At 65.6% G+C, this 12,662-nt stretch carries 13 protein-coding genes; 8 read left to right on the top strand and 5 right to left on the bottom strand.

From position 1 onward, the window contains the following. The first annotated feature begins 80 nt into the window (after positions 1-80). From glpX to GUY23_RS07425, 3 genes are all read left to right on the top strand, one after another. Positions 81-1,205, top strand: coding sequence for a class II fructose-bisphosphatase (gene glpX, locus GUY23_RS07435; protein ID WP_166971079.1), 1,125 nt, complete (start codon positions 81-83; stop codon positions 1,203-1,205). 75 nt (positions 1,206-1,280) lie between these two features. Then, positions 1,281-1,907 carry a carbonic anhydrase gene (locus tag GUY23_RS07430; protein WP_166971077.1) on the top strand — a complete coding sequence of 209 codons (627 nt, stop codon included), beginning with the start codon at positions 1,281-1,283 and terminating at the stop codon, positions 1,905-1,907. Positions 1,908-2,007: 100 nt separating this feature from the next. Continuing rightward, positions 2,008-3,411, top strand: a complete 1,404-nt coding sequence (locus tag GUY23_RS07425) for a class II fumarate hydratase (protein ID WP_166971075.1) — start codon at positions 2,008-2,010, stop codon at positions 3,409-3,411. A gap of 78 nt (positions 3,412-3,489) precedes the next feature. Here GUY23_RS07425 and GUY23_RS07420 read toward each other — a convergent pair whose 3' ends face one another. Then, a complete protein-coding gene (locus tag GUY23_RS07420; protein ID WP_166971073.1) occupies positions 3,490-4,797 on the bottom strand; it encodes a PhoH family protein in 1,308 nt (435 codons plus the stop codon). 257 nt (positions 4,798-5,054) lie between these two features. Further along, entirely contained in the window at positions 5,055-5,816 is a 762-nt protein-coding gene (locus tag GUY23_RS07415) for an isoprenyl transferase (RefSeq protein ID WP_166971071.1), read from the bottom strand. A 103-nt stretch (positions 5,817-5,919) separates the two neighbouring features. Here GUY23_RS07415 and trhA point away from each other — a divergent pair, with 103 nt between their 5' ends. Further along, positions 5,920-6,705, top strand: coding sequence for a PAQR family membrane homeostasis protein TrhA (gene trhA, locus GUY23_RS07410; RefSeq protein ID WP_166971069.1), 786 nt, complete (start codon positions 5,920-5,922; stop codon positions 6,703-6,705). 73 nt (positions 6,706-6,778) lie between these two features. Here the strand turns inward: trhA and GUY23_RS07405 are convergent, their stop codons facing one another. Further along, a complete protein-coding gene (locus GUY23_RS07405) occupies positions 6,779-7,126 on the bottom strand; it encodes a hypothetical protein (protein WP_228282783.1) in 348 nt (115 codons plus the stop codon). Beyond that, a complete protein-coding gene (mca, locus tag GUY23_RS07400; protein ID WP_166971068.1) occupies positions 7,123-8,148 on the bottom strand; it encodes a mycothiol conjugate amidase Mca in 1,026 nt (341 codons plus the stop codon). The genes GUY23_RS07405 and mca overlap by 4 nt, the downstream gene beginning before the upstream one ends. 123 nt (positions 8,149-8,271) lie before the next feature. On the opposite strand from mca, the gene GUY23_RS07395 reads away from it, so the two are divergent. Together GUY23_RS07395 and greA are read left to right on the top strand one after the other, a co-directional pair. Beyond that, on the top strand, positions 8,272-8,697 hold the full coding sequence (locus tag GUY23_RS07395) for a DUF4307 domain-containing protein (RefSeq protein WP_166971066.1): 426 nt from the start codon (positions 8,272-8,274) through the stop codon (positions 8,695-8,697). Between the two features lie 161 nt (positions 8,698-8,858). Beyond that, positions 8,859-9,353 (top strand): transcription elongation factor GreA, encoded by a 495-nt coding sequence (greA, locus tag GUY23_RS07390; protein WP_166971064.1) that lies wholly within the window; start codon positions 8,859-8,861, stop codon positions 9,351-9,353. Between the two features lie 104 nt (positions 9,354-9,457). Here the strand turns inward: greA and GUY23_RS07385 are convergent, their stop codons facing one another. Further along, positions 9,458-10,945, bottom strand: coding sequence for an AI-2E family transporter (locus tag GUY23_RS07385; RefSeq protein ID WP_166971062.1), 1,488 nt, complete (start codon positions 10,943-10,945; stop codon positions 9,458-9,460). Positions 10,946-11,009: 64 nt separating this feature from the next. On the opposite strand from GUY23_RS07385, the gene GUY23_RS07380 reads away from it, so the two are divergent. Both GUY23_RS07380 and GUY23_RS07375 read left to right on the top strand, forming a co-directional pair. Further along, entirely contained in the window at positions 11,010-11,930 is a 921-nt protein-coding gene (locus GUY23_RS07380) for an SGNH/GDSL hydrolase family protein (RefSeq protein ID WP_228282782.1), read from the top strand. After that, positions 11,927-12,604 carry a Maf family protein gene (locus GUY23_RS07375; protein ID WP_166971060.1) on the top strand — a complete coding sequence of 226 codons (678 nt, stop codon included), beginning with the start codon at positions 11,927-11,929 and terminating at the stop codon, positions 12,602-12,604. The genes GUY23_RS07380 and GUY23_RS07375 overlap by 4 nt, the downstream gene beginning before the upstream one ends. The last annotated feature ends 58 nt before the right edge of the window (positions 12,605-12,662 follow it).

Below are 12,662 nucleotides of genomic sequence, written 5' to 3'. Positions count from 1 at the left end.
CCCCACGCGCCGAGGTGGCCGACGCCACAACCCGATGCCACTGTCGCGACCCTCATCACAGGGGTGGCACAATTGGAGGCATGAGTGACTCCATAGAGCCTGTTGACGTGAAATCTCACCATGACCGCGGACGAGTCGACGACGAGACTCCCCCCGTTGCTGTGACCGATGCGTGGTCGCAGAATGCACAGGTCAGCGAGGACGCGCCTGACCGCAACCTCGCTCTCGAACTCGTCAGAGTCACCGAGGCCGCCGCAATCGCCGCCGCTCCCTGGGTCGGCCGCGGTGACAAGAACGCCGCCGACGGAGCCGCCGTGGCAGCGATGCGCAACGTCATCTCCACTGTCCGCATGGCCGGCACCGTCGTCATCGGAGAAGGCGAGAAGGACGAAGCCCCGATGCTCTTCAACGGTGAGCAGGTCGGCGATGGCACCGGCCCTCACTGCGACGTCGCCGTCGACCCCATCGACGGCACCCGCCTGACCGCACTGGGCATGCCCAACGCGATCTCGGTCATGGCTGTCACCGAAGACGGCGCGATGTACGACCCTTCCGCAGTGTTCTATATGGAGAAGCTCGTCACCGGCCCCGAGGCGGCCGACGCCGTGGACCTGCGCCTGCCGATCGCCGAGAACATCCGCCGCGTAGCCAAGGCGAAGGGGACGAAAGATCCCGGATCCGTCACCGTGATGATTCTCGACCGCCCCCGCCACCAGCAGATGATCGATGAGATCCGCGCCGCCGGCGCCCGCATCCAGCTCATCACCGACGGTGACGTCGCCGGCGCCATCGCCGCGTGCCGTCCCGGCACCGGCGTCGACATGCTCATGGGCATCGGCGGCACCCCGGAAGGCATCATCACCGCTTGCGCCATCAAGGCACTCGGCGGTGTCATCCAGGGTCGTCTCTGGCCGCAGGATGACTCCGAACGCGAAGCCGCCGCCAAGGCCGGACTCGACGTCAACCAGGTGCTCAACACCGACGACCTCGTCACCGGCGACAACAGCTACTTCGTCGCCACGGGCATCACCAACGGCGACCTGCTCGACGGTGTGAAGTTCCAGGGCGGTCACGTCACCACCCATTCCCTCGTCATGCGGTCGAAGTCGGGCACCGTCCGACAGGTCTTCGCCGAACACCAGTCCGCAAAGACCCACTCCTATGTCGAGGCCGCCGAGGAAGCGGCACGCCGCGGACTCGTCTGAGTCGGCACCTTTGCCACCGGCACACGCCGCGCAGCCCATCCGAATCCATCACCACCGGAAGCAGGTCCGATCACGATGCCCAACAATGCATGGAACCGCTTGCTCGAGGGCAATCGCCGCTTCGTCAACGATGAACCCGAGCACCCGAACCAGGACACCGCCCGACGTGAGGCGGTCACCGGCGATCAGGACCCATTCGTCACTCTCTTCGGCTGCTCGGATTCCCGGGTAGCGGCGGAGATGATCTTCGACGTCGGCCTCGGCGACATGTTCGTCGTGCGCAATGCCGGCCAGGTCGTCGACCCGGTGACACTTGGTTCGCTCGAGTACGGGGTCGAGATGCTCGGCACTCCGCTGCTCGTCGTCCTCGGCCATGACAGCTGCGGAGCTGTCACCGCCGCCTACAATGCCTATGACACCGGAGAGACTCCCCCAGGATTCATCTCCGACGTGGTCGCGAGGATCCTGCCGACCGTGGCCCGCGCACGGAAGAACGACCGCACCACGGTCAACCAGACCGTCGTGCAGAACACCATCGACACCGTCGACAAGATCATGCAGCTCTCCTCCCTCATCGCCCGCGCGGTCGATGAGGGACGGCTGATCATCGTCGGACTCACCTACCAGCTCCACGACGGCCGCACCACGGTCGTTGCCCAGTACGGAGGCAACGAGACGGCCGTCTCGACCTACGCGTCCTGACGCGGGCCTGCGGGCCCATGCGTGACGTCGTTACGACGTCACCACACAGAACCATCACGCCCCGGAACCATTCCACGGCAGCAAATCGGAAAGGACAGACATGAGCGAAGAGTTTCGCATCGAACACGACACCATGGGAGAAGTGAAGGTCCCCAAGGACGCCCTCTACAGCGCGCAGACACAGCGGGCGGTGGAGAACTTCCCGATCTCCGGCAAGACCCTCGAATCAGCGCACATCGCTGCCCTGGCCCAGGTCAAGAAGGCCGCGGCCAAGGCCAACCTCGAACTCGGCGTCCTCGATGAGGCTCGCGCAACCGCGATCCAGAACGCCGCCGACGAGGTCATCGCCGGCAAGTACGACGCCCACTTCCCCATCGACGTGTTCCAGACCGGTTCGGGCACCTCGTCGAACATGAACACGAACGAGGTCCTCGCGTCGCTCGCGACGAAGGCCCTCGAGGCCGACGGCGTCGACGTCCACCCCAACGACCATGTCAATGCTTCGCAGTCCTCGAACGACGTCTTCCCCACCTCGGTGCACCTGGCCGTGACCAAAGCCCTGGTCAACACCCTCATCCCAGCCATGGATACGCTGGCGACTTCGCTGGAGAAGAAGGCCGAGGAGTTCTCCTCCATCGTCAAGTCCGGGCGTACCCACCTCATGGACGCCACCCCGGTCACCCTCGGCCAGGAGTTCGGCGGCTACGCCGCTCAGGTCCGCTACGGCATCGAACGCATCGAAGCCTCGCTCCCCCGCGTCGCCGAGGTCCCCCAGGGCGGAACTGCCGTGGGCACCGGCATCAACACCCCGGACGGATTCTCCTCCCGCGTCGTCGAGATCCTCGCCGAGGAGACCGGACTGCCGATCACCGAGGCACGCAACCACTTCGAGGCGCAGGCCAACCGCGACGGACTCGTCGAAGCATCCGGCCAGCTGCGCACCATCGCCTACGGCTACATGAAGATCTGCAACGACCTGCGCTGGATGGGTTCGGGACCGAACACCGGCCTCGGCGAGATCGCGATCCCCGATCTGCAGCCCGGTTCGTCGATCATGCCCGGCAAGGTCAACCCGGTCATCTGCGAGGCGACGATCCAGGTCGCGGCCCAGGTCATCGGCAACGACACCTCGGTGTCTCTGTCCTCGACCAACGGGGCCTTCGAACTCAACGTCGGCATTCCCGTGATGGCCTCGAACCTGCTCGAGTCGATCCGTCTGCTCGCCAACGCCTCGACCGTCATGGCCGAGAAGATGATCAACGGCCTGACCGCCAACGAGGAGCGCGCCCGCTTCCTCGCCGAGGCGAGTCCTTCGATCGTCACTCCGCTCAACAAGGTCATCGGCTACGAGGCAGCGGCGAAGATCGCCAAGCACGCCGTGGCCAACAAGATGACCGTCAAAGAGGCGACGATCGACCTCGGCTTCGTCGAGAACGGTTCGATCACCGAGGCCGACCTCGACAAGGCCCTCGACGTCACCACGATGGTCGGCAGCTACAAGTAGGCTTCAGACCTGCCTGATCAGCACAAAACGGGCCCGGACGAAACCGTCCGGGCGCCGTTTTGTGCCTCTGCACCGAGTTCAGGACCGGAACGGGTCGAACTCCTCGAGCACATCGGTGACCAGCGCTGCGATCTCCGAGCGCTCCGACCTCGTCAGCGTGACGTGGGAGAAGAGCTCGTGGCCCTTGAGCTTCTCGATCACGGCAGCGATTCCGTCATGGCGTCCCACGCGCAGGTTGTCACGCTGGGCGACATCGTGGGTGAGCACCACCTTCGAATTCATCCCGATCCGCGAGAGCACCGTGAGCAGCACGTTGCGCTCCAGCGACTGCGCCTCATCGACGATGACGAACGCATCGTGGAGTGACCGGCCGCGGATGTGGGTGAGCGGAAGCACCTCGAGGATCCCCCGATTGACCACCTCGTCGATGACGTTTTTGCTCACCAGAGCGCTGAGCGTGTCGAACACCGCCTCGGCCCAGGGATTCATCTTCTCCCCCTCGCTGCCGGGGAGGTAACCGAGGTTCTGCCCGCCGACGGCATAGATCGGGCGGAAGACCATGATCTTCGAGTGCTTGTTCTCCTCGAGCACCTTCTGTAGGCCCGCCATGAGGGCCAGCGCGGACTTCCCCGTTCCGGCTCGCCCTCCCAAGGACACGATTCCCAGCGCATCGTCGAGCAGCATGTCGATGGCGATGCGCTGTTCGGCCGACCGTCCGTGGACTCCGAAGATGTCCCGGTCCCCGCGCACCATGCTCACCCGGTTGCCCGGCTGCACTCGTCCGAGCCCGGAGCCGCGAGGCGAAGTGATGACGACTCCGGTGTTGACGATCTCGTCTGACACGTCCTCGGTGACCACCGAGCCCGAATCGTAGAATTCACTCATCTGCTCGTCGTCGAAGCCGATCTCACTCATCCCCGTGAATCCGGAGTCGGTGGCGAGTTCGGCGAGGTACTCCTCGGCGTGCAGTCCCAGCGCCGAAGCCTTGACGCGCATCGGCACGTCCTTCGTCACCACCACCACATCGTGGCCCTCAGCCGAGAGGTTGCGGGCCACGGCGAGGATGCGCGTATCGTTCTCCGTCCGGTCGAATCCGATCGGCATCGTCGAAGCGTCGATGTGGTTGAGTTCGACCCGCAGGGTCCCTCCTGCCTCTCCGACGGGGATGGGCTCATCCAGCCGGTCGAAGTCCGACCGGAAGTCGTCGAGGATGTGCAGGGCCTTACGCGCAGTGAAGCCGAGTTCGGGGTGGTTGCGTTTCGCCTCGAGCTCGGAGACGACGATGAGCGGGATGACGACATGGTGTTCGGCGAAGCGCAGAAGCGCGCCGGGATCCGAGAGCAGCACCGAGGTGTCGAGAACGTAGGTGTGGACATTTTCAGCCATGAGGACCTCTGTGGCGTGAGTTCCGCCGAGATCCGGTTCTGACATCCCCCGATCTCGGGTTGGTGTCGACCAACTACTGCCAACCTAACCCGGTTCGCGGCTGTGATCGGTACCGGCACGCGCGTTCGGGAAAGTCGGCGTCATGAACTTCGCATGAATGGGCGACGCGTGCACCGCCGCCGAGGCGATTCGCCCACCGCCATCGGCGCGACGTTCGCACGATGGTGCCGCCCGCACCGCCGCCGAGGCGGTTCGTCCTATCTGCCGAAACGTCGTTGGCGAAGGCCGTAGTCACGCACAGCGCGGAGAAAGTCAGTGCGCCTGAAATCGGGCCAGTAGGCCTCGCAGAAGTAGAACTCGGAGTAGGCGCTCTGCCACATGAGGAAGCCGGAGAGACGCTGTTCGCCGGAGGAGCGGATGATGAGGTCCGGATCCGGCTGCCCCTTGGTGTAGAGGTGTTCGCCGATCTGCTCCGGAGAGAGTTCGGAGATGATCGTCTCGAGGTCCGTGCCCTCGTCGCTGCGGGTGCGCAGCAGTGAGCGCACCGCGTTGACGATCTCCTGCCGACCTCCGTAGCCGACGGCGACATTGACACGCATTCCGCAGTCGGTGTTCGTCGTCACCGCTTCCAGGCGCGTGCGCAGGTCGGGTGGCAGGATGTCGAGGTCGCCGACGAGCTGTACACCGACGCCGTCGAGGGCTGCAATCTGCTCGACGAGGTCGGAGATGATCTCGATGAGGATCTCGACCTCGTCCGCCGAGCGGGCCAGGTTCTCCTTGGACAGGACGTAGAGAGTGACGATCTCGACGTCGATCTCGAAGCACCAGCCGAGGAATTCGACGATCTTCGCCGCCCCTGCCCGGTGCCCGTCGGCGGTGGTGGCCCCGAATTCCTTGGCCCACCGGCGATTGCCGTCGGTGATGACACCGACGTGGCGCGGAACCGGCACCGACTTGTCGAGCTCACGCTTGAGCCGTCGCTCGTACAGCCGATACAGCAGGTTCACCGGTCGAGCCACAGCTGTCCTCTTTCACATTGATCGCGGGTCGGTTCGAACACCTTACAGACTACTAGCCGGATTCACTGAATGAGGCCACAGGCCAGCTCGGTACGATAGGGACATGAATGCTCCGGTCACCGAATCCTCAGCACTCGTCCCCGATGACTCCCGTTCAGCCGATGCGCTCGGCCGAGACGCTGCGCTCCCTGCCTATCCGGACCGCGTCGCCCGCCGGCGATCCGCTCTGCGTGCCGAACTGGCGAAGCTCGCCGGACATGTCAAGCCGAAGCTGCGCGGCTGGTTCCACGCCGGCGCGTTCCCGCTGGCGATGCTGGGTGGGCTCGCCCTCGTGATCATCTCGCCGACGATCGAGTCGCGGATCGCAGCCGCGGTCTTCGCGGTCACAGGAATGCTCCTCTTCGGCACCTCCGCCGTCTACCACCGTGGTCGCTGGCGCACCCGAGTCCGCCTCGTCCTGCGCCGCCTCGACCATGCCAACATCTTCCTCATCACCGCCGGAACCTACACTCCCCTGGCCGTGCTCATGCTCCGCACGGATCAGACGATCCTGCTCCTGTCGGTTCTGTGGGGCGCCGCCGCCCTCGGGGCGGCGTTCCGTACGATCTTCACCACCGCGCCGAGGTGGCTCTTCGTTCCCATCTACGTCGGCTTCGGTGTGGCCGGAGTCGGGTACATCCCGCAGATCTGGGCGACGATTCCCGCCGTCGGCCTCCTCGTCGTCCTCGGCGGAGTCTGCTACATCGCCGGAGCCGTGATCTACGGGATCAAACGCCCGAACCCGTCACCGAAGTGGCTGGGCTTCCACGAGATCTTCCACATCCTGACGATCTTCGGCTACGGCTGTCACCTCGCTGCGCTCATCGTCGCCGCCGTCGCGGCGTACTGAGAGAGTCGCGCTGAGAGAGCCGCGGCGCACGTGTCGGACTGAGCTCCGGCGTTTCAGCCCTGCTCGTGTGTGCTCATGACCTCGAGTCGGAGCCATCAGCGTCGTCCGACTTCATGACAGCGCCGTCAGCGTCATGGTCCGGGGCCGCCTCGGCGGATGTCTCCTCGGGTTCCGGCTCCTCCGGGCCCGAGAGCGTCGACTGATTCGGCACCACGTGCTTGCGCAGCGGAATCGGGTAGGCGTCGCTGGTGCCGGAGCGTGCCCGCACCCGGCGGACGCGGCGGAGGGCGTCACGGATGAGGAAGATCACCACGATGACCACCGCCAAGGTGACGAGGAAGCCGATCGTTCCCGGAGTCACCAGGTCGGGGTCCGGGGCGGTGCCGTCGGGCGTCGGTGCTGGAGTGGAGGCGAGGATCATGCGGGGGAATCGCTTTCTGTCGGCGTCGTGGCCTCTGCACCGGTCTCGGACCCGGTCCCTGTCTCGGTCTCCGGCGACTTCGGAAGCATTCCTTCGGCGGGGACGAGGCGGCCGTCGTCGAAGGTCACCGCGGCGAACAGGTCATCCTCCTGGAAGTCGACGCCCGGCGTCAGCGGCTCCCGGCCGGTGAGGTCGGTGGCGAGTTCGAACTCCTCTGTGGGCCAATAGGTGCGGGCGGCCTTGCGCGAGGCGGAGAAGAATCCGCCCTCCGGGTCGATCTGGGTGGCATGGGACAGCAGCGCGCGATCCCTGGCCGGGAAGAACTCGCCGCAGTCGATCCTGGTGCTCAACCAGTTGTCGCGCTGATTGTCCCGCTTCTTGAAGTCCTCGAGGTGGTCGGCGAACGGGGACTCCAGTCCCGCCTCGATCATCTTCTCGTGGATGGTGATCCACTTCTTCGCCGACAGATCCTGGTTGTAGTAGACCTTCTGCACCTGCCAGGCCTCCCCCAGTTCGGGGTGCGCCGCAGGATCGGCGGCCGCAGCGACAGCGGCCATGGTCACCGCGTGGTTCTTGATGTGATCGGGATGCGGGTACCCTCCGAGCTCGTCATAGGTGGTCACCACCTGCGGGCGGAAGGTGCGGATGATGTGGACGAGCGGCAGCATCGCCACCTCGTCGGGGACGCGGTAGAAGCATCCGGGCGGGGTCTGATTGTCGAAGTCGCCGTCGGGCAGGCCGGAGTCGACATGTCCGACCCAGATGTGCTCGGCCCCGAGCGCGGCGGCCGCGGCAGCCATCTCCTCGCGGCGAAGGCCGGCGATGTCTCGGCTGGCCTTCGGGGACTGCAGCAGTGCGGGGTTGAGGATGTCGCCTGCCTCGCCGCCGGTCATCGTGGCGATGAGGACCCGTGCCCCCAGTGAGGCGTACTTCGCGCTCGTGGCCGCACCCTTCGAGGATTCGTCATCAGGGTGGGCATGGACTGCCAGCAGACGCAGCCCATGGTACGGAAGCGAAGTCATGTCCTTGATCGTCCCTTTCGAATCAGCCGGTGGACCCTCACTGCCCGCACCGCGGCTGACATGATCGCGGGCAGAGAATCGACTACTCTAGGTTAGTGCGCGATGTTCTCAAAAAGGAATTCAATGACTGAGGTAACAGTGGACAGGCCGCTGCACGACAATCGGTACGGCCGGACCCGGACGCCCAAGCGCGGCCTGAGCCGCACGTCGAAGATCGTCGCCGCAGCAGTCGTTCTCGCCGTCGCCGTGGTCATCGCCGTCTGGGCATTCCGTCCGCAGACCGATCCGACGACGCCGCGCACACTCGACTATTCGGTTGTCGACTCCTCTTCAACGCAGGTCACCGTCGGAATATTTCCCGACCGGACCCGTGATGTGCACTGCATCGTCCAGGCCACGAATGACAAGGAGGCGATCGTCGGCTTCACCGAGGTGACCGTGCCTGCCTCTGCCGACAACGACCCGAATTCGCCGAGGCAGCTCGACGTCGATCTGGCCACGACGCAGCTGGCCGCATCGGGACATGTCGACTCCTGCTGGTTCGAGTAGCGTTTTCCCCCGCTCGACATACCGAGCGTGACACAGCTCATCGTCTTTCACGACAGATGCGTTACACTGTAGTTTCATTCAACTTCCGGGCGTGCCCATACGCCCGGTTTTTTCGTTGCCTGACACGCCCGTCAGTGCACCGAACCGAAGAAGGAGAAGTCATGACCGAGGAAGTCACCCAGGAAGAAACGTGGTTGACCCAGGAAGCCTTTGACCGACTGTCGAAGGAACTCGAGCATCTCTCCGGACCGGGTCGTGCAGAGATTGCTGAGAAGATCGAAGCCGCCCGTGACGAGGGTGACTTGAAGGAGAACAGCGGCTACCACGCTGCCCGCGACGAGCAGGGCAAACAGGAAGCACGCATCCGTCAGCTCGAAGTGCTGCTGCGCAACGCGAAGGTCGGTTCCAGCGAGGGCGACGGCAAGACCGTGGCCCCGGGAACCGTCGTCACCGCCGAGGTGGCAGGCAACTCGATGCGGTTCCTGCTCGGCAACCGGGAGATCGCCGGCGATTCCGATATCGACGTCTTCTCGGAGAAGTCACCGCTCGGTGCCGCCGTGCTCGGCGTCAAGGCCGGAGACACCTCGTCCTACGAGGCGCCCAACGGCAAGACCATCGAGGTCAAGGTGACCTCCGTCGAGGCCTTCACCGGCTGACCTCGACGACGCGACCAGAGCGCAGACAGCAGTGGGCGGGTGTTCGCACCCGCCCACTGCTGTATGCGTCTGCTGTCGTCACCGTGGTTCCACAGTGACGGCGCCTACTTCTTCCGGCCGCCGGATCCGCGCGATCCATTCTCCTCCGGCCCCGTCGGCGTGGAGTCCGCGGATTCCGCGGCGTCCGAGTCTGAGGCGTCCGAGTCTGAGACGTCCGCGGCTGAGTCTGCGGCGCGGGTCTCACCCGTCGACGACCTGCGTTCGGTCTCCGCAGCGGAGTCCTTGACCACCTCGGTGGGTCGATCCTCGGCGGCATCGAGCACCTCGGCGGCCTCTCTCGCATCCGGGTCCGTCGGCGGATCACCCGCCGCGTCGGGACCGCCTGCGCGGACGATATAGCTGACCACGCTGTTGAGCACGGCGACGAACGGAACGGCGAACAGGGCGCCGACGATGCCGAAGAGGAAGCCGCCGCCGGTGACCGCGAGGATCACGGCCAAGGGGTGGACGGACACTGCCTTGCCCATGAGGAAGGGCTGGAGCACCTGGCTTTCGATCTGCTGCACGGCGATGACGACGGCGAGCATGATGACCGCGGCGACCAACCCGTTCGAGACCAGGGCGACGAGCACGGCCACAGCACCCGAGGCGATCGCACCGACCACAGGGACGAACGAGGTCAGGAACACGAGCACCGTCATGGGGATGACCAGCGGAATGCCGAGGAACGCGGCACCGATGCCGATGCCGACGGCATCGACGGCAGCGACGAGGACCTGGACCCGGACGTACTGGACGAGGGTGGTCCAGCCGCGCTGTGCGGCACCGGTGGCGACGGGACGCGCCGGGATCGGCAGCAGCCCCATCACCCACTTGAAGATGTTCTGCCCGTCGTAGAGGAAGAAGAACGTCGTGAACAGGCACACGGCCATCCCGGTGAGGAACGTCCCGACCGATGAGGTGGCTTCGAGGGCGCCGCCGAGGAGTTGGCTGCTGTTGTTCTGGAAGAAGTTAGTGGCGGTCTTGATGCCCTCGTCGATGTAGCCGGAGATCGTCGAGGAATCGATCCCGAAGGGACTCGTCGCCAGCCAGCTGCTGATGCCGGAGACTCCGGCGATGACCTGCTTGACGAGGTCGGGCATGCCCGAATAGATCTGCTGACCGACGAGGCCGAAGAGGCCGAGCACGACGACGATGAAGCCGATGAAGGAGATCGCCGCGGATCCGGCTCGGGGGATGCCCTTCTTCACCAGCCATCCGGTCAGGGGCGCGAGCAGAGCCGAGAGCAGCAGCGCGATGAGCACAGGGAGGACGACGCTCGAGATCTTCGACAGCAGCCACAGGGCCACGCCGATGGCGACGAGGACGACGATCGACCGCCAGGACCATGCTGCGGCGAGCTTGAGGCCGGGAGCCACATAGGGTTTGGCTTCGGCCTCGATGCGGCTGAGCGCGATCTCCTCGGGGCTGACCTCCTGCGGCCCCTGGGTTTCGGGTTCGGCCTGGGTGCGGGAGGAATCACGTCCGCGGCGGAACGCCTCCCAAGCCCCACGGAATCGGTTAGGGGATTGCTGTTGGTCGTTATCGGTCATGACTCAACAATAGTTGTTGATGCGCCGACAAAGGTGCAATGATGACCGCTGAGGAGGGAAATCCGTGGGAAAACGCATCATCTACACGCTGGCCACCATGGGCGCGACGGCCTTCGGTGCCGGGGCGTCGGCGGTGGGCCTCCTCCGCCACCAGGCAGGCTCGCTTCGTCGTGCCTTCGACGATGACGAGAACCGCCCCTACTCCACCATCGCCGAGGCGATCGCCGCCCCGCCGCACCGTGACGACGGCGATTCGGCCGCTCTGGCCGTGATCGGAGACTCGTGGCTGTGCGGGGTCGATGTCGACCCCGAGCAGGCACCGCCCACTCTCATCGCTCGCGGCCTGGCCCGTATGCTCGGGACCACCGTGAGAGTGCAGTCCACTGCACGACCGTCGGCGCTGTCGGAGGATGTGCACCGTCAGGTCGACGAGGTGCTCCGCTCCCCCTGGCTCTCACGCCAGCTCTCGGAGCAGTGGAGCGAGTCCCGACGATTCGCCGTCATCTCGATCGGCACCGGCGACATCATCCACCCGATCCAGGCCACGATCGGCATCCCGATCCTCAACCAGGCCATCAACCGGCTCCAACGCGAGGGCCGCTATACGGTCTTCGTCCTCGTCTGTCCCAACCTCGGCGGCCTGCCGGGCCTGCGCGATCCGCTCAAGACGTCCATGCGGCGCACCTCACGGGTCCTCGCCGGTTCGCAGTGGCTGGCCGCGCTGTCCGCACGGGCGGTTCCGCTGGGAGCGACCGGTTCCCTGAGCGGAACGACGCGGAGGTCTCTGCTCAACGAATCGGGTCGCTATCCCAGTGAACTCGGCTACGCGCAGCTGTCCTCGACCCTGCTCGCCGCGATCGCCGAACGCATCGAGGCACCGGTCGTCGTCGACCGCAGCCTCGATGTGCCGGAGAAAGGCGAAACGGCACGGCGGCACGAGTTCTCTCCGTCACCGGCACCTGACACTCCGGTGGTCGCCTCGTGATCCCGGTCGTCCTGGCCTCGCAGTCCCCGGCCCGCCGCCAGATCCTCACCGCCGCCGGGATCGACCCGCACATCATCGTCTCCGACGTGGATGAACGCGCCATCGAGTCCGACTTCGCCGGGTCGGTCGGCGACCTCACGATCGCCCTGTCGCGTGCCAAGGCCCGGGCCGTCGTCGACCGGCTCACCGTCTCCCCGCCGGAGGGACTCTCGAGCGCCGACACGATCGTGGTCATCGCCGGCGATTCCCTCCTCGAATTCGACGGTCAGCCCATCGGCAAGCCCGGCGACGCCGAGGGAACCCGCGCTGTGTGGGCGCGGATCGCCGGGCAGTGGACTCAGCTGCATTCAGGCCACACCGTCGCCGTGCTCAGACGTCGGCACGCTGATGAGGCGTCGGCGGCCGGCCTCGAACTGTCCGATCTGCGCTCACGGAGATCGACCACCTCGGTGCTCATCGGCACCCCGACCCCGGACGAGTTGGAAGCGTACGTCGCCACCGAGGAGCCTTTCCACGTCGCCGGCGCACTGACCATCGACGGCTACGGCGGCGCCTTCGTCGACCGCCTCGACGGCGACCATCTCACTGTCCTCGGGCTCAGCCTGCCCGTGGTGCGCGAAACCGTCACCGACATGGGCCTGTTCTGGCCGGATCTGTGGTCGTCGAGACGCTAGAATCGGCCAAGGCGGCATGACACGCCCGATCCCTTTGAAGTTTTCGCTCGAACTTTTT

The organism is Brevibacterium atlanticum, from assembly GCF_011617245.1.
Classification (GTDB): Bacteria; Actinomycetota; Actinomycetes; order Actinomycetales; family Brevibacteriaceae; genus Brevibacterium; species Brevibacterium atlanticum.
Note: the sequence above shows the minus strand (reverse complement) of the source record. Positions and strands in the feature narration are given on the sequence as shown.

Excerpts from the sequence above, each read along its gene's own strand:
- trhA (WP_166971069.1), top strand. The coding sequence starts at position 5,920 with ATGAATGCTCCGGTCACCGAATCCTCAGCACTCGTCCCCGATGACTCC.
- glpX (WP_166971079.1), top strand. The coding sequence starts at position 81 with ATGAGTGACTCCATAGAGCCTGTTGACGTGAAATCTCACCATGACCGC.
- GUY23_RS07430 (WP_166971077.1), top strand. The coding sequence starts at position 1,281 with ATGCCCAACAATGCATGGAACCGCTTGCTCGAGGGCAATCGCCGCTTC.
- mca (WP_166971068.1), bottom strand. The coding sequence starts at position 8,148 with ATGACTTCGCTTCCGTACCATGGGCTGCGTCTGCTGGCAGTCCATGCC.
- GUY23_RS07395 (WP_166971066.1), top strand. The coding sequence starts at position 8,272 with ATGACTGAGGTAACAGTGGACAGGCCGCTGCACGACAATCGGTACGGC.
- GUY23_RS07385 (WP_166971062.1), bottom strand. The coding sequence starts at position 10,945 with ATGACCGATAACGACCAACAGCAATCCCCTAACCGATTCCGTGGGGCT.
- GUY23_RS07420 (WP_166971073.1), bottom strand. The coding sequence starts at position 4,797 with ATGGCTGAAAATGTCCACACCTACGTTCTCGACACCTCGGTGCTGCTC.
- GUY23_RS07405 (WP_228282783.1), bottom strand. The coding sequence starts at position 7,126 with ATGATCCTCGCCTCCACTCCAGCACCGACGCCCGACGGCACCGCCCCG.
- greA (WP_166971064.1), top strand. The coding sequence starts at position 8,859 with ATGACCGAGGAAGTCACCCAGGAAGAAACGTGGTTGACCCAGGAAGCC.
- GUY23_RS07425 (WP_166971075.1), top strand. The coding sequence starts at position 2,008 with ATGAGCGAAGAGTTTCGCATCGAACACGACACCATGGGAGAAGTGAAG.